The 14,182-nt window shown below is 60.8% G+C and carries 19 protein-coding genes and 1 tRNA gene; 7 read left to right on the forward strand and 13 right to left on the reverse strand.

Annotation, left to right across the window (positions count from 1 at the left end; genetic code table 11):
- Window positions 1-148 precede the first annotated feature (148 nt).
- A complete protein-coding gene (locus CO667_RS13095) occupies window positions 149-628 on the reverse strand; it encodes a DUF2938 domain-containing protein (RefSeq protein WP_097618792.1) in 480 nt (159 codons plus the stop codon).
- 110 nt (window positions 629-738) lie between these two features.
- A complete protein-coding gene (locus tag CO667_RS13100; RefSeq protein WP_097618793.1) occupies window positions 739-1,254 on the reverse strand; it encodes a MarR family winged helix-turn-helix transcriptional regulator in 516 nt (171 codons plus the stop codon).
- A 44-nt stretch (window positions 1,255-1,298) separates the two neighbouring features.
- Between CO667_RS13100 and CO667_RS13105 the strand changes: the two genes are divergently transcribed.
- Window positions 1,299-2,816: an FAD-dependent oxidoreductase gene (locus CO667_RS13105; RefSeq protein ID WP_097618794.1), complete on the forward strand. Its 1,518-nt coding sequence runs from the start codon at window positions 1,299-1,301 to the stop codon at window positions 2,814-2,816.
- Between the two features lie 64 nt (window positions 2,817-2,880).
- Here CO667_RS13105 and CO667_RS13110 read toward each other — a convergent pair whose 3' ends face one another.
- The 3 genes from CO667_RS13110 to CO667_RS13120 all read right to left on the reverse strand — a co-directional run bounded on the left by CO667_RS13110 (window position 2,881) and on the right by CO667_RS13120 (window position 3,684).
- A complete protein-coding gene (locus CO667_RS13110) occupies window positions 2,881-3,132 on the reverse strand; it encodes a hypothetical protein (RefSeq protein WP_097618795.1) in 252 nt (83 codons plus the stop codon).
- A complete protein-coding gene (locus tag CO667_RS13115) occupies window positions 3,132-3,302 on the reverse strand; it encodes a hypothetical protein (protein ID WP_010069037.1) in 171 nt (56 codons plus the stop codon). The genes CO667_RS13110 and CO667_RS13115 overlap by 1 nt, the downstream gene beginning before the upstream one ends.
- 124 nt (window positions 3,303-3,426) lie before the next feature.
- The gene (locus CO667_RS13120; RefSeq protein ID WP_097618796.1) at window positions 3,427-3,684 is read right to left on the reverse strand and encodes a DUF982 domain-containing protein; all 258 of its coding nucleotides are present in this window, start codon (window positions 3,682-3,684) and stop codon (window positions 3,427-3,429) included.
- Between the two features lie 412 nt (window positions 3,685-4,096).
- On the opposite strand from CO667_RS13120, the gene CO667_RS13125 reads away from it, so the two are divergent.
- The gene (locus tag CO667_RS13125) at window positions 4,097-4,921 is read left to right on the forward strand and encodes a nickel-binding protein (RefSeq protein WP_097618797.1); all 825 of its coding nucleotides are present in this window, start codon (window positions 4,097-4,099) and stop codon (window positions 4,919-4,921) included.
- A 145-nt stretch (window positions 4,922-5,066) separates the two neighbouring features.
- Here the strand turns inward: CO667_RS13125 and CO667_RS13130 are convergent, their stop codons facing one another.
- A complete protein-coding gene (locus CO667_RS13130) occupies window positions 5,067-5,360 on the reverse strand; it encodes a DUF982 domain-containing protein (RefSeq protein WP_097618798.1) in 294 nt (97 codons plus the stop codon).
- Between the two features lie 319 nt (window positions 5,361-5,679).
- Between CO667_RS13130 and CO667_RS35865 the strand changes: the two genes are divergently transcribed.
- Window positions 5,680-5,862 (forward strand): hypothetical protein, encoded by a 183-nt coding sequence (locus CO667_RS35865; RefSeq protein ID WP_097618799.1) that lies wholly within the window; start codon window positions 5,680-5,682, stop codon window positions 5,860-5,862.
- A 482-nt stretch (window positions 5,863-6,344) separates the two neighbouring features.
- A complete protein-coding gene (locus CO667_RS13145) occupies window positions 6,345-7,082 on the forward strand; it encodes a hypothetical protein (RefSeq protein WP_097618801.1) in 738 nt (245 codons plus the stop codon).
- On the opposite strand, the gene CO667_RS13150 is transcribed toward CO667_RS13145, so the two are convergent.
- Window positions 7,079-8,590, reverse strand: a complete 1,512-nt coding sequence (locus CO667_RS13150; protein WP_097618802.1) for an FAD-dependent monooxygenase — start codon at window positions 8,588-8,590, stop codon at window positions 7,079-7,081. The two genes, CO667_RS13145 and CO667_RS13150, sit on opposite strands and share 4 nt — an antisense overlap.
- 338 nt (window positions 8,591-8,928) lie before the next feature.
- Entirely contained in the window at window positions 8,929-9,099 is a 171-nt protein-coding gene (locus CO667_RS35370) for a hypothetical protein (protein WP_179874135.1), read from the reverse strand.
- Window positions 9,100-9,266: 167 nt separating this feature from the next.
- On the opposite strand from CO667_RS35370, the gene CO667_RS13155 reads away from it, so the two are divergent.
- The gene (locus CO667_RS13155; protein WP_097619000.1) at window positions 9,267-9,494 is read left to right on the forward strand and encodes a hypothetical protein; all 228 of its coding nucleotides are present in this window, start codon (window positions 9,267-9,269) and stop codon (window positions 9,492-9,494) included.
- 65 nt (window positions 9,495-9,559) lie between these two features.
- Here the strand turns inward: CO667_RS13155 and CO667_RS13160 are convergent, their stop codons facing one another.
- From CO667_RS13160 to CO667_RS13175, 4 genes are all read right to left on the reverse strand, one after another.
- A complete protein-coding gene (locus tag CO667_RS13160) occupies window positions 9,560-9,763 on the reverse strand; it encodes a CsbD family protein (protein ID WP_097618803.1) in 204 nt (67 codons plus the stop codon).
- Window positions 9,764-10,087: 324 nt separating this feature from the next.
- Complete coding sequence (locus tag CO667_RS13165; RefSeq protein ID WP_097618804.1) at window positions 10,088-10,414, reverse strand: type II toxin-antitoxin system RelE/ParE family toxin; 327 nt, start codon at window positions 10,412-10,414, stop codon at window positions 10,088-10,090.
- Window positions 10,401-10,691, reverse strand: a complete 291-nt coding sequence (locus CO667_RS13170; RefSeq protein WP_097618805.1) for a ribbon-helix-helix domain-containing protein — start codon at window positions 10,689-10,691, stop codon at window positions 10,401-10,403. Before CO667_RS13170 ends, CO667_RS13165 begins: the two co-directional genes overlap by 14 nt.
- 240 nt (window positions 10,692-10,931) lie before the next feature.
- Window positions 10,932-11,007, reverse strand: a tRNA-Lys gene (locus CO667_RS13175).
- 210 nt (window positions 11,008-11,217) lie between these two features.
- Between CO667_RS13175 and CO667_RS13180 the strand changes: the two genes are divergently transcribed.
- Together CO667_RS13180 and CO667_RS13185 are read left to right on the forward strand one after the other, a co-directional pair.
- The gene (locus CO667_RS13180; RefSeq protein ID WP_097618806.1) at window positions 11,218-11,967 is read left to right on the forward strand and encodes a cytochrome c biogenesis CcdA family protein; all 750 of its coding nucleotides are present in this window, start codon (window positions 11,218-11,220) and stop codon (window positions 11,965-11,967) included.
- A gap of 42 nt (window positions 11,968-12,009) precedes the next feature.
- A complete protein-coding gene (locus CO667_RS13185; RefSeq protein WP_097618807.1) occupies window positions 12,010-12,972 on the forward strand; it encodes an AEC family transporter in 963 nt (320 codons plus the stop codon).
- On the opposite strand, the gene CO667_RS13190 is transcribed toward CO667_RS13185, so the two are convergent.
- On the reverse strand, window positions 12,940-14,148 hold the full coding sequence (locus CO667_RS13190; protein WP_097618808.1) for a UbiH/UbiF family hydroxylase: 1,209 nt from the start codon (window positions 14,146-14,148) through the stop codon (window positions 12,940-12,942). The genes CO667_RS13185 and CO667_RS13190 overlap by 33 nt on opposite strands.
- Between the last annotated feature and the right edge of the window lie 34 nt (window positions 14,149-14,182).

Raw genomic sequence — 14,182 nt, forward strand, 5'->3', positions numbered from 1 at the left:
CAACAGTTCCAGGCCGCTAAGCGCGGCGTATCCCTCCTCCTCTCAGCTTTCGATGATGTGTGAATCTGATAGCCCCGCTGGGGAGAAGAGGGAATCGAGACGCTGCGGCATATCCCCTCGCCCCGAGGCGGACGAAACCGACCCCGACTCACCCAATAATCAACGCCGTGCCATAAAGCCCCAAAGCAAACACCGTATGCGCCAGCAGATTGAAGCAGCGGACCTTGTTCGGGGTCGGATGTTTGGAGGCGGCCCAGCCGATGCCAAGGCCCGGCTGCAGCAGGAACCACCCTGCCCCGACGGTGACGATGCCGAAGATCCAGGCGGGAAGAAATGTCGGGGCTGCCAGCCAGGCGGATCCCATGATGAGCGCAAAGATCACGCCATAGAGAATGCCGACGGCGTAGTGGCTGATCCAGCCGAGCGCCAGCTCATTGCTATAGAGTTCGGCATCGGCGATGTTCTCGTGAAAGACCTTGCCGCGGCCGAGATGCCAGAACCAGCGGCCGACCGGCGCCCAGTTCGGCGCCGCCTGACCGAAGACCTTCGTGAGCAGGATCGCCCAGAGGTCCATGAGGATGGTGGCGCCGGCGCCGATCACCAGGCCGCGCCACAGAATATCGAACATGGGGAATCACCGGAAAGCGTTGGGATTGCAGGACGCCACAAAACCATTGTAGACGCGTCGGCGCAATGGCTCTGGTGAATTCACCGCCAGATCCGGGAGGGATTCCGTAGTTAACCCGCCTGCGGTCCGCCCTCGTCCTGCATTTCCCCGGCACTGCCGCCGATGTCCTCCGCAAACTTGCGCATGAGCCGGACGAGTTCATGGAAGTCGTGCTCGTCCCACCGCTCGAAGATGGCGCGGCCGATCCTTTCGCGGGCGACGTCGACCCGATCGGTCATCGCCTTGCCCTTCGGGCTGATGATCGCCTCGCGCACGCGGCGATCGGCGGCACTTCCGCGGCGCTCGACCAGATCGAGACTTTCGAGCTTGGCGACCTGTCGGCTGACGGTGGTGTAGTCACGCCCGGCGCGGTCGGCGAGTTCCACCACCCCGATCGGACCGAGGCGTTCCACCGCGACCAGCAATGGAAACAGCGCGCGATCGAGCGAAATGCCCGCCTCCCGGACCATCTGCTCGTCGCGCTGGGGCCGGTTCATGACGCTGACGATCTCGATCAAAGCCCCATGCAGTTCGCGCAGTTTTTCCGACATATGTGTATTTTGCACACTTTCTGTTGACGTCGTCATATCGATTCTCCTATTGTGTGCATAATACACATATGGAGATTGATATGACACAGAATTCGACAGTTGACGTGTTGATAGCAGGCGCCGGCGCAGCCGGCCTGACGTTGGCGATCGAGCTCGCCCGGCGCGGCGTCAGCTTCCGCCTGATCGAGAAATTGAACGACCCGTTCCGCGGCTCGCGCGGCAAGGGGATCCAGCCGCGAACGCAGGAGGTTTTTGAAGATCTCGGCATTCTCGACCGGATCGTCGCGCTCGGCGGCGTCTATCCACCACAGCGGGAATATCGCGTCGACGGAAGCTTTGCCGAATCCGACGTCGTGCCGCATGAGGAGCCGACGGCTGCCGAACCCTATCATCTCGCCCTGATGGCGCCGCAGTTCCTGACCGAGGGCGTGATGCGCGAGCGCCTGCTCGAACTCGGGCATCGGCCCGAATTCGGATGTGAACTCATCGGCTTCGAACAGGATGAGACTGTGGTCACCGCCCGGCTCAAAGGTCCTTCGGGCCAAGAAACGATCGGCGTGCGCTGGCTCGTCGGCGCCGATGGCGGTCGCAGCTTCGTGCGCCATGCGCTCGATATCGGTTTTCCCGGCAAGACGCTGGGGGTCCGCGCCATCGTCGCCGATGTCATGCTGACCGGCCTCGATCGCGACGCCTGGCATCGCTTCGCCGAGGGCGACATGGAGAAACAGATTTCCTTGTGCCCGCTCGCCGGAACGGAGATGTTCCAGATCCAGGGGCCTATTCCGCTCGAAGGCGATATCGATCTTTCCGCGGCAGGGTTGACCGCCCTGGTGAAGCAGCGCACCGGCCGTCCTGACATCACCATCCAATCGGTTTCCTGGGCATCGGCCTTCAACATGAATGCCAGGCTTGCCGATCGCTACCGGCATGGCCGCGTATTCCTCGCCGGCGATGCCGCCCATACGCATCCGCCGACCGGCGGACAGGGTCTGAATACCAGCGTCCAGGATGCTTATAACCTCGGATGGAAACTGGCGGCAGTCGCCAGCGGCGCCCCGAACGCGCTGCTCGACAGCTATGAGGAAGAGCGCCGCCCGATCGCCGCCGCCATGCTCGGCCTTGCCACGACGCTGCTCGATGCTCTGAAGCGCGGTGAGTTGCGGCGCGGCCGCGAGGTTCATCAGCTCGATATCGGCTACCCCGAATCCTCCTTCGCGCTGGAACAGCCGGAGCGGCGGAGCGGCCTGCTGGCCGGCGACCGCGCCCCGGATGCACCTCTCAAAGGTGCCGCCGGCCAGCCGCGGCGTCTGTTCGAGCTGTTTGCGGGCGTGCACTGGACGCTGCTCGGCTACGAGGTCGAGCAAGCCGCCGTGCTAGCGCGGAGAGGATTGCACATCCACAGGATCGGCCGGCGCGGCGATCTGATCGAAGAAGGCGGACACTTCCGCGACGCCTACGCCCTGACGCCAGGCGACTGGGTGCTGGTGCGCCCGGACGGTTATGTCGGCGCCATCGTCGCCTCCGGCGAAGCTTCAGCCTTGGAGGCCTATTTCGCCAGTGTCGGCCTTAATCCGGAGGCAAAAGCGGCAGACGGCTGACGTCCTTGCCGGCTCCCGAAATCCCGATCAGCATCCAGAGATGCTTGATTTCGATGGCGCCGTCTCAAAGGGCGTCGCGCTCGTATCGTGGTGTCCAACCGCGGGCCATCCCGCGGCTCATCATGCTTTCCGCCAACGCGAGTTGCTGGCGGAGATGTTTGCAGTCATCAAGCAGCGAGCGGATCGTCGCCTTGGCATTGTCGTCATGCCAGGCCAGCACGGCTTCGACTTCCCAGGCTTGATCGGGCCACGCTTGATCGGGCCACGCTTCATCGGGCCAAGCCGGATCGGGTTCCAAGGTCTTTGCCGGCTGCATCAGTTCAGCGCCAATGGCAATTGAACCGGACGCGGCAAGGGCGGCAGCGGCCGGCTGAGTTCGACCTTTCTCTGCCAGGCGGCACGCCGCAGCTGATCCCGCTCGCGCGCTGCGCGGGACGCTTCGACAAGGGCTAGGGCGTTGGCGATCACCTGTTCCGTATGCGTCATGACCATCTCCAATGTTCCTGTTTTGTTCTAATTTAGAACGTCAGCTGGAAATGTCAAGACGGAACGCTCGGCTGTTGGGGATGGACGGGTCAAGCCGGAGTTTTCGCCGAACGCAGCCGGGCGTTCAATCCGCAGCTTCGATGACGGCGATGCCGGCTTCCTGTGCGGCCCTGATGAAAGATGCCCGCACCTCATCCGGCTGGAGATCGCCGATAATCGCATCCAGGCATGACTTTACCGCTTCGAAATATTCTTCGCCGTCGTCGACCGGCCAGTCGTGCAGCAGCGTGCGGGCGGCATCCCATACAGAGTTAATGACGGCATAATGGCCGAGCCCCATTGAGGCCAAGCCGACTGGTCGAAAGTTTGCCGTCTGTCTCACTTTGCTACAGCTTTTCCAGTTTTGGTGGGCTTATGGGATGCGATGCAATTTTCATGCCTTTGGCGGGCCACCTCACTTGCCAGCCTGCGGCTTTGATCTTGGCTGAGAATGACCATAACAGACGTAGCTCTTCATCCCTCCGGACTCCCAGGAGCTTGGAAGCGGAATAGCCATGAACCCCATGACCAGTCTTTAAGCGGTCGATTATGGTAAATATCGGGCTTCCATGCAAATCACACTGATTAAAGCGCAACCATTCCTTTCGTATTCTATATGATTTACAGCAACGCATCGGATTTCCTCAATGAAACGGCCTCAATAATCACTCCTTGATTGTCCCAAAGGTGGACGGAGCCGCATCCGGATCGTACAATGCCGGTTCTTGTACGCGACGGACCTGGGAGGACGCGCGATGCCTATCTTCATGGATCGGCACTTTCTTGAGGGAACGTCGGCAGCCGACGTTGCCCGAGCGCATCGCATGGATCTCGACATTCAGGATCGCTACGGCGTCAAGTTTCTCACCTATTGGTTCGATCAGCGGCGCGGGACCGCCTTCTGTCTCGTGGATGCGCCTGACATGGAAACCGCCCAATGCGTGCATCGCGAGGCGCACGGCTTCGTCGCCGGCGAGATCGTCGAGGTCGCGTTGTCTGCGGTCGAGGCCTTTCTCGGCCGAATTCATGACCCCGAGCCGGCGCCTGGCCAATCCACCGCCGACGTGGATCCCGGTCACCGGGCAATCCTCTTTACCGACATCGTCGGATCGACGGAGATGACAGCGCGGCTCGGCGACCGCATCGGAACCGAAATGGTGCGGGCCCATGACGCGATCGTGCGCCGATGCCTCGGCCAAACGTCAGGCCGGGAAGTGAAGCACACCGGCGACGGCATCATGGCCGCCTTTTCCTCAACAGCGGCCGCCGTCGAATGCGCCATGAGGATCCAGCAGGAATTCAAGCATTACAACGGTGGAAACACCGAGCCGATCCACATCCGCATCGGGCTGGATTGCGGCGAGCCGGTCGAGGACAGCAACGACCTCTTCGGCTCGACCGTGCAGCTTGCGGCGCGCCTCTGCGCGGCCGCCGCCAGCGACCAGATCCTCGTCTCAGAGAATATCTTTCGGGAATATGGCGCCACCGATCTCTTCGGTCACGCCTCGCGCCGACGCCTCAAGGGCTTTTCGAAGCCTATGCTGGTCTTCCGATGCGACTGGAATGGCGGCTTGGCGTGAGATGCAGCGAGGGATCGCCATCTGCCCCTGCAGAAGGTTTGTCGCGCGCTTTGGGCGAAGAAACAGGCGTGCGGCGGGCCGCCGACATAAAAACCAGAACGCGCCGCACATGATGTGACGGCGCGCTCTTGGCTACCCTATCCTATCAAGCATTGCCGATATTTCGATCGCCCATCAGCTGCTCGAATTTGGGGGCGCCCTCGACCTTTGCCAGCACGCCCGACATCTTCAGAAAGCGCCGGAAATTCTCGCGCGCAGCACCCAGCGGGAAACGCCCATTGGCCGCATCCCGGCACGCCTTCAACAGCGTGTCATATGCCAAACCTCGTTTGTCCTCCGGCCACTCATCCAGAAAATCGAAGATTTCATCGAGGCACGTGATTTCAGCGACGAAATGGTTGCGATTAAGCAAAACCGGATCAAACCGAGTTTCAGTCATAGTATCCTCCCATTTATATTACTTTTTTATGGTATAAATTTACTAAAAATCCGCGATAAGTTCAAGACAAAATTGGCTAAACTCGATTTCCGACGCCGTTAAAACTACTTTCCATAACGACAGAATAGCCCACTTCGATTACAGTAAAGCGCATCTGATCATCAATGCAGCTCGACGCATCACGCATTAAGATTGGTTGATCAATCATAGGAATGTTTCGGATCAAGTGCGCGTGATCTCGCGTGTCGGCAGTTGTCGTATCAGGCTGGCGATGGCATGCGGATTTTGACCACGACCAGACTCGTAAGGAGAGGCTTAGATGAACCGATTTCTCACATTTGCAGCTGCCGGGGCGCTGCTTGCTGTGGCAGCGATTGCCTCTTCCTGCACATCGCCCGTGAGCCACAACAACGAGGATTTTCAGTATCAACGGAATAGCTCGATAAATCCGGCGTGCGCGGGTGGATTCAGACCCGGCAATGCTCGCTCCTGCAGCTATTGAAAGACAAGAGTGATCTAAAGCGGCTGCAGAACCGCGTATTGCAGCGAGCCGAATTAGCGAGAGGCGCGCTGCGGCGATCGATTGTTCGGGAACCCCAAGCCCTGCACCACAGTTAAGTCATCGGGTCACGGATGACTCAATTCGAACAGGAGAACGGTTCCCATGAACAATTTGATCTGGCTTGTCGGCGCTGTCGTTATTGTGCTCGCCATCTTAAGTTTCTTCGGCTTCCGCTGATTGCAGACGCAGACGTGAATATGACGGCTCAGCCGCGCCTTCTCCTCTCGGCGATCCGCCGAGTGCTGCTGCAATGTCTTTGGCATTTACAAACGTAGCGTTGGGGTCGAACCCTAATCGACCGCCGCGTCTTCGACATCCATAGAATTGCGTGTGAACTGCACCAAGAGTGGATGATCACCCCCTCGGTCTTCCTGTACGATCAGTTGTTTCGGCCTTCCAAGGCAGATCGCAGGGGAAAATCCATGGACCGCCTTGTGGGCGCAGATCAAGCGGCTCAATCGGAGAAACGAGCGGTAAAAGCGGAGCAGCCGGCTGGCCTGGCGCGGGATGTTATATCAGTCAAGCTCGGCGATTGTCTGCTGGGTTACAAGGCCGTTCAGCGCCGCGCGCGGGGTGGCCGTTGGAACCATTTCCACGGTCGGATGCGCGAGATCGAAAGATTGATCAGGCATCGGCACGGAGCGATCGTGCCCGAGGCCGATGACGCATTGATTTACGTCGAGGTGATCGCCGGCCTCGCATTTGTCGAGTTCCGGCAAGAGTTTCCCGAGGTGGTTCTCGGCTGGTCGGCTCGATGGCTGCCTTGGGCTAGCAAAGCCTGCATAGAGGAAATCATCTATGAGCGGACCAAGGTGCGTTTTTCTCCCTTGTCCGCCGACGCGCTCGGTCACGCTCTGCATTTGAGCTACGACGAGCGGTGCGCCCTCGATATCCGCACGATCGGTGCCTTCGATGTGCCGAAACGGAAAAGAGCAAAGCTGCAAAAGGAAAAACGGCGGCAGCGGGACCGAAGCCGGAAAGAAGAGCAGCGCCGCGCCGCAGGCGCGATTCCCAGAGCCGATTATCTCGCCAATTCCTTCAGCCTATCGCGCCCATGGGAGGCATTCGGCATCAGCCGCCGGACTTGGGAACGCCGCGGCAAACCGATGCCGGAGGCCGAGACGATGGCCGATTGCGGCTCGATTCCGCTTGCCGCTTAGCCACGTTCGCGGCGTGAGTCGGGCGGCCCGAACCAGCTATTCACAGCCTCGCGCAGACCATCCTGCGTCCCTTCGCCCACCCATGCCACATAACCATCGGGCCGGATCAGCACGGCGGTCGGCGCCGAGACCGCACCCAGCGCCGGCAGTTCCCATGCACCGTCATAGCCGGCGTCGACCAACTGGACGCGGTCTGACCACGCTGTGATGTCGAGACTGCCGGGCGCGCCGAGATTGAGGAGCACCGGCCGCGCATTCTTGAGCAGCGTATAGACACGTAAGGGGCCATCCGGCGTCGCCAGACCAAGGTCGGGCATGCGGCGGCCAAGCAGCGGATGCCCCTCGCCGAGGTCGTAATGGATGGCCAGTCCGGACATTTCAGCGGCGATCCTTTTGCGCGGCTCTTCCATGCCGAGCAGTTCCAATAGGATGTCTCGCAAGGCTTCGGTGCGATCGTCGGTGCGCTGCAAGGCGACCTGCGCCATCGTCGTGCGCAGCACGCGGGCGGCAACCGGATAGCGCTCGGCGTGATAGGTGTCGAGCAAGCTTTCCGGCGATATTCCTTTCACCACCTGGGCCAGCTTCCAACCGAGATTCACCGCATCCTGCACACCGGTATTGAGGCCCTGCCCGCCCACCGGAGAATGGACATGCGCGGCATCGCCGGCGAGGAGCACCCTGCCCTTGCGGTAGGCTGCCGCCTGGCGCGACATGTCGGTGAACCTCGAAATCCACTTCAGACTGTGGATTCCGTAATCCGTTCCGCATGCATCGATCAGCGCTTGCTTGAGATCGCCAAGCGTCGGCTCGCCTGTGCCGCCCGCAGTCTTTTCCGTCACCATGACGTTGATCGGGCCTTCACTGGCAAAGACCACCTTGCCGTCGCGGATTTCATATTCCTCGCGGCCGAAGGCGTGCATGCCGAGCACAGTGCGATGGACGCCGAGCGGCGGCTCCTCCTCCATCTCGGCCTCGGCGAGAATATTGCTGGTCGTCGCATCCCATCCCGGAAACGCAATGCCGGCAATCTTGCGAACCAGGCTGCGACCGCCATCGCAGCCGACGAGATAGCCTGCCCGAAGCGAAGCGCCGTCGGAGAGTTCGACGGTGACGCCTGTCCCGTCGTCAGCAAAACCCGTCATTTCCCGGCCGCGATAGATCGGCACCGGCAGTTCGTCGACCCAGCCGGCCAGGATGCGCTCGATATGTTTCTGCCGCAGCGCCAGCCCGTAATTGTGCCGGGTCGGGAAGTCGCTGATATCAAGCCGGGTGACCGCAAATCCCGTGACCTGGGCGATCTGCCCTTCCTTGAGGAACCGGTCGACGATGCCGCGCTGGTCGAGAACCTCCAGCGTGCGCGAACTCAGGCCGCCGGCCCGCGAACCGACGATTTCCTGGTTCTCGCGACGTTCGACGATGGCGACATCGATGCCGGCCAAGGCCAATTCGCCCGCCAGCATCAGCCCGGTCGGCCCGCCTCCGGATATCACGACCGCATGTTCTCTCATCCGCAAACTCCTCTCGACTGCCCCGCGCAATTCCCAGCATTCCCAGACCTGCCCGACGGCATCTGGAACGACAATTCAATAGGTCCAGACCCAGACACCGATTTCGGTGTCGCAGGTTGTTCGCCCTATAAATATAGCTCTCTACTGGTTGGAAGGACTTGCGACAGGATTTCTGCCTTGCTTTCCAAAGCCATATCAGTTGCAGCTTGCAGATCTTTTGCAATCGAGCACAGGCTTTTCAGCACGACCTGACCGGGTGCACGCCGGATCCGGCAGACGCCTTCCCGGTCATCCTTTGTTGTCAAAGGCGACCAGTCAATTCCCTGGTACGACGCATCTCATTGCGGGGCCGTGGCTCTTTCCGGAATCGTCTCGGCAGCCGGTCGCTCCGACGGATCACCGGGATGGCCATAGATTGTGTACACGGCGCCCGCGAGAATGCCTAAGACGAGAAGAGCCAGTACGTACAATATCATACCGCTGATAGCCGCCTTCGGTGTCTTGTCCATCGGGATCTCCAAGATTGCTCAACGGTCAAATTCAATGCGAGTGCATTTGGTTCCGGCTCAGGTTGCATCGATGTTTCCTCGGAGTTTGTCCGAGTGAGTAGCCACTTACGGAACGATCAGGTCCGGATCTTGTTTACCCAACATCCATGTCGTTCGCGGAGGCCACTATGTTGGCAATCCTGACCGGTGCCGCTCTTATCATCGGCGGTCTTCTCTTTCTCTTCTCTTCGGTGCTTGGTCGAAAGCCAAGCAATCCACATCAACTGCCGCAAGGCGGCACCACGCTGGAGCCACAGCGCCAAGGCCTCAGGTTCCTCGGCCTCTCCAAAAACTGGCCAGCCCTGGCTGTTATCGCGGTCGGCGCGCTTCTCTTGGCTGTTGGTGGATATTCATGAGATAAGACAGCCCTTAGCTTCCTCGACAGCAAAAACCCGGCTTTCACCGGGTTTTTGTTCAGATACTACCAAGTCTGGCGACCGGTCCAGTCATCGATATCGCGTCTAATACGATCCCTTTCGATGCCATACCGTTCCTGGATCTTGCCTTCCAGCTGGTCGCGCTTGCCGGCGATCTGGTCGAGATCATCGTCCGTGAGTTTGCCCCACTGCTCCTTGATCTTGCCCTTCGCCTGCTTCCAGTTTCCTTCGATACGATTCCAATCCATGATCGATTTCTCCCATTTCGTCATGAGGAGAAAACGGGCCGCGGTGGAAGTTGGTTCCTGTGTCTTAGCCAATTTCATGAAGCGTCGCGTTATCCCGCCCCTCGCGCAACGCCGTGCTCGCGGTGAAGAATATTATCTGCGGGCAACTCCGCGTTTCGAGACGCCCCACGGCGGGCATGGCCGAACAAATCGTCTCGGTCGCCTGGGGCGGACGGTATCCAGGCGGCGTTGAATATGCCTATCGAAATTCTCTAGATGCGCGTCCGATCGAATTGACGCGCCAGCAATGAAGAGGTCATTGGGGAGACGAATCCCAAAAGCCGGTCACGATTCATCCTCGTCATCACCCACCCGAAACAGGGCCTCATAGTCTCTGCCGCCATAAAAAATGTTGACGATCTCAACTGCGTCGGCGACGTGATACGCAATCACAGCGGAATGCTCAAACGGCACGGTTCGTAAGCCCGGGGCCAGATCATCTCGCGGACGCCCGCCGTTCGGCGCATTTCCGATCTTGCGGCACCTCGCCATGATGCGCTTCACAAAGCGATTGGCGGTGACGTTGCTCTGACTCCTATCGGCGATGTCAATATAGATTTGGCGAAGGTCGCCAAGCGCCTCGGGCCGGTAGATGACCTTAGCGCGCCGCATTACGGGACGCTTTTTCCTGATCGTTCATGAAGCTGTCCATATCAGCTTCGGCCTCTTCCGCCGTCAAGCTCGGGCGAGGATCGTCCAGAGAACGCCGGATGCGAGCCCGCATGGCGTTGAGGCGCTCGGCATCCTCAAGCCGCTGACGCTGCCATACCCGCACCGCGTCACGCATCGCTTCGCTCGTCGTCGCAAACTCACCAGCTTCGACGGTCTCGCGGACGCTCCGCAGCATATCCGCCGTGAGGGTAATGGTTACCTTTTCCGCATTTCGCATCGTCGCACGCCTTCCCTGTTTCTTATAAAGTAAGATAAAATCTTACCTCGAGCCAGAGAAAACAGGAGCGATGGCAACGCCATCAGTGGAGCCGACCCCGAACGTCCAGAGCGGCAATCTCCGCGTCGTCAAAGAGATCCTGCAGTGAATCGAGGCGACCCGGAAGCGCACGACGAATTGAGCGTGTGACGTTTTGCCGGTCGCAAAAGTCACAAATTTCCGCTAAGTCTTTTGATTTTATGGTGAGAGCGTCGGGGTTCGAACCCGAGACCTACTGATTAAAAGTCAGTTGCTCTACCGGCTGAGCTACGCTCTCCCTCTCCGCGGGTGTGCCCACCCCGGCTGGAAGTGGGCGGAACATAGGCAGGCGACCCATTGCGGTCAACCGAAAAATTCGGCTTTTTTCGGCGATCGGCACATTTCTTGCCGAGCTCCAGGCATATTGCCTGCGTGCGCAAAAAGGTGATTGGCAATGCCGGGCCTGCAAAGCTAGGAACATCACGCAGATTGCAGCCGGAGAGAATGCGTGTCGATTGCCGATATTTCCCTGTGGAGCGCTCTCATAGCAGGGGCGCTTTCCTTTCTTTCGCCCTGCGTGCTTCCCCTGGTCCCGCCCTATCTTTGCTATATGGCCGGCATTTCGGTCGAGCAGTTCCGCGGCGGCTCCACGGTGGCGGTGGCGCCCGATATCAGGCGCGGCGTGCTGTTCTCGGCGCTGCTCTTCACGCTCGGCTTTGCCACCGTCTTCGTGGCGCTCGGCGCCGGCGCCTCCAGCATCGGCATGGCGCTTCGCCAGCATCTCGATCTGCTCTCCAAGCTCGGCGGGCTTGTTATCATCGTCATGGGGCTGAATTTCCTCGGCCTCTTCCGAATCGGCCTGCTGGCCCGCGAGGCGCGCTTCCAGGGCGGCGGCAAACCGGCGACGCTGACGGGCGCTTACATCATGGGCCTTGCCTTCGCCTTCGGCTGGACGCCCTGCATTGGCCCGGTGCTCGGCGCGATTCTCGGCGTTGCCGCCTCGCGCGAGACGGTCGGCTCCGGCGCCGGGCTGCTTGCCGTCTATTCGCTCGGCCTTGCCATCCCCTTCTGGATCGCCGCCGGCTTTTCCGGCGCCTTCATGCGCTTCCTCTCGCGCTTCCGCCGCCATCTCGGCACGGTGGAGAAGGTGATGGGCGTTTTCCTCATCCTCACCGGCCTCGCCTTCCTGTTCGGTTGGGTCAGCGATGTGGCGATCTGGTTCCAGCAGACCTTTCCGATCCTGATGCAAATCGGTTAGAGCTTCTACCCCGCCGATCATTCCCACGCATTGGAAGACCTCTTGGCCGATATCGTCAGCCTGCTCCTGCCGTTCTTCGGTCTGATCCTGATCGGGTTCATCGCCGCCAAGGCGACGAAGCAGCCGGCCGAGGCGCTCGGCTGGCTGAATACCTTCATCATCTATGCCGCCCTGCCCGCTTTGTTCTTCAAGCTTGTCTCGCGCACGCCGATCGAAGAGCTGACGCGCGTCGATTTCATCGTCACCGATATCGCCGCGACCTATGCGGTCTTCATCCTGCTGTTCGCCATCGGCCGTCTGGTGCGCGGCAATTCGCTCGCCGATTGCACCATCCAGGCCTTTGCCGGCGCTTATGGCAATATCGGTTATATGGGGCCTGGTCTGGCGCTCTTGGCACTCGGCGAAAGTGCTGCCGTGCCGGTGGCACTGATCATCTGCTTCGAGAACGCGCTGCATTTCATCGTCGCGCCGGCGCTGATGGCGGCGGCCGGCGACGATAAGCGTTCGGCCGGGCGGCTTGCCGCCGATATCGCCCGGAAGGTCGCGCTGCATCCCTTCATCCTGTCGACGGCCGCAGGCTTTGCCGTGGCCGCCCTGCACATTGATCAGCCGCTGGCATTTCAGCGGCTGGTCGATTACCTCGCCCAGGCGGCCGCCCCCTGCGCGCTCTTTGCCATGGGCGTGACGCTGGCGCTCAGGCTGCTGAAACGGGTTCCGGCGGAGATCGGCTATATCGTGCCGGCGAAGCTGATCCTGCATCCGATCGCGGTCTTCGTTGCGCTGACGGCGGTGGGTGGTTTCGAGCCGGTGTGGATTCAGGCGGCCGTGCTGCTCGCCTCACTGCCGACGGCGACCAATGTCTTCGTCATCGGACAGCAATATGGCGTCTGGCAGGAGCGCGCCTCGGCGACGATCCTGATCACCACGGTGTTTTCGGTGGTGAGCGTTTCGCTCTGGCTGATCGTGATCCGATCAGGCCTTCTTCCGCTTCAGCTTTTCCCGTAGCGCATCCGGAATATCGCGAAAGCCGCGGCCAGGCTCGATGCCCTCGCGCATGACGATGTTGCGCAGCGGGTGTATGGCCGAGAGGATATGCAGGCCGGCGGCCCGCAGCATCTGGACGGGCAGGAAATCCGAGAGCAGCGAGCGGTTGAGAATATCGACACTGGCCGTGCGCGTCATGATATCGGCGCGGCGTTTGCGGTCGAAGCTTTCGCCGGCATCGGCCGGCACCGGCAATTCCGCCCTGTCGCAGAGGATATCGGCAAGCGCCATGATATCGCGCAGGCTGAGGTTCAGCCCCTGCGCCCCGATCGGCGGGAAGACATGGGCGGCCTCGCCGATCAGTGCGATGCGTCCCTTGCCGAAACGATGCGCCATCATGCCCGACAGCGGCCATAGCTGGACGCCCTCCTCCACATCAACCTTTCCAAGCATTGACTGCATCTGCGCCTCGACGAGCAGCCCAAGTTCAGGGAGCGGCAATTCCATGCGGGCAGCCGCCTCAGCGGGATCCTGCACCCAGACCAGGCTGGAACGGCCACCCGGCAGCGGCACCTGGGTAAAGGGGCCGTGTTTGGTGTGGAACTCGGTCGAGATATTCTGGTGGGGCAGCGAATGGGCGAAGTTCAGCACCATGGCCGATTGCGGATAGGACCACTTGCGGGTGTCGATGCCAGCCGTCTCGCGCAATTTCGAGCCGCGGCCATCGGCGCCGACGGCAAAATCGGCCGTCAGCGTCTCGCCGCCGGCAAGCGTGATCGAAACGGCTTCGGCGGTAACGCCGATCGATTCGGCCATGTCGGTGAAGCGGGTGATATTGCCCTCGCCGGCCGCGGCCGCTTCGAGGATCTCGGTCAAAACCTTGTTGGGAAAATTATAGCCGAAGGCATTCAGGCCAACCTCGGCAGCGCGAAACGTGGTCGTCGGCGCGCGCAGCAGCCGGTCGGTGCCGTCGACGACGCGCATGCTGGTCAGAGGTGCGGCTGCCGGGCGCAGCCTTTCCCAGAGAGTCAGGCGATCGAGGAAGCGGATCGATTGATCCATCAGCGCCGTGGTGCGCCGGTCCTCCTTCGAAGAAGGCGCCACCAGCGCCACGTTGCGGCCGCCGCGCGCAAGCGCGATTGCGGCGATCATACCGGCGAGACCGCCACCGATCACCGCCACTTCGAATGTCTTCATGCTACTGTTCCGCCGTCGTAAAAGGGCGGACCGG

The organism is Rhizobium sp. L43 (assembly GCF_002531725.1).
Classification (GTDB): domain Bacteria; phylum Pseudomonadota; class Alphaproteobacteria; order Rhizobiales; family Rhizobiaceae; genus Rhizobium.

Coding starts and splice junctions, on each gene's coding strand:
- CO667_RS13095 (WP_097618792.1), bottom strand. CDS start 628: ATGTTCGATATTCTGTGGCGCGGCCTGGTGATCGGCGCCGGCGCCACC.
- CO667_RS13100 (WP_097618793.1), bottom strand. CDS start 1,254: ATGACGACGTCAACAGAAAGTGTGCAAAATACACATATGTCGGAAAAA.
- CO667_RS13105 (WP_097618794.1), top strand. CDS start 1,299: ATGACACAGAATTCGACAGTTGACGTGTTGATAGCAGGCGCCGGCGCA.
- CO667_RS13110 (WP_097618795.1), bottom strand. CDS start 3,132: ATGCAGCCGGCAAAGACCTTGGAACCCGATCCGGCTTGGCCCGATGAA.
- CO667_RS13115 (WP_010069037.1), bottom strand. CDS start 3,302: ATGACGCATACGGAACAGGTGATCGCCAACGCCCTAGCCCTTGTCGAA.
- CO667_RS13125 (WP_097618797.1), top strand. CDS start 4,097: ATGCCTATCTTCATGGATCGGCACTTTCTTGAGGGAACGTCGGCAGCC.
- CO667_RS13130 (WP_097618798.1), bottom strand. CDS start 5,360: ATGACTGAAACTCGGTTTGATCCGGTTTTGCTTAATCGCAACCATTTC.
- CO667_RS35865 (WP_097618799.1), top strand. CDS start 5,680: ATGAACCGATTTCTCACATTTGCAGCTGCCGGGGCGCTGCTTGCTGTG.
- CO667_RS13145 (WP_097618801.1), top strand. CDS start 6,345: ATGGACCGCCTTGTGGGCGCAGATCAAGCGGCTCAATCGGAGAAACGA.
- CO667_RS13150 (WP_097618802.1), bottom strand. CDS start 8,590: ATGAGAGAACATGCGGTCGTGATATCCGGAGGCGGGCCGACCGGGCTG.
- CO667_RS35370 (WP_179874135.1), bottom strand. CDS start 9,099: ATGGACAAGACACCGAAGGCGGCTATCAGCGGTATGATATTGTACGTA.
- CO667_RS13155 (WP_097619000.1), top strand. CDS start 9,267: ATGTTGGCAATCCTGACCGGTGCCGCTCTTATCATCGGCGGTCTTCTC.
- CO667_RS13160 (WP_097618803.1), bottom strand. CDS start 9,763: ATGGATTGGAATCGTATCGAAGGAAACTGGAAGCAGGCGAAGGGCAAG.
- CO667_RS13165 (WP_097618804.1), bottom strand. CDS start 10,414: ATGCGGCGCGCTAAGGTCATCTACCGGCCCGAGGCGCTTGGCGACCTT.
- CO667_RS13170 (WP_097618805.1), bottom strand. CDS start 10,691: ATGCGAAATGCGGAAAAGGTAACCATTACCCTCACGGCGGATATGCTG.
- CO667_RS13190 (WP_097618808.1), bottom strand. CDS start 14,148: ATGAAGACATTCGAAGTGGCGGTGATCGGTGGCGGTCTCGCCGGTATG.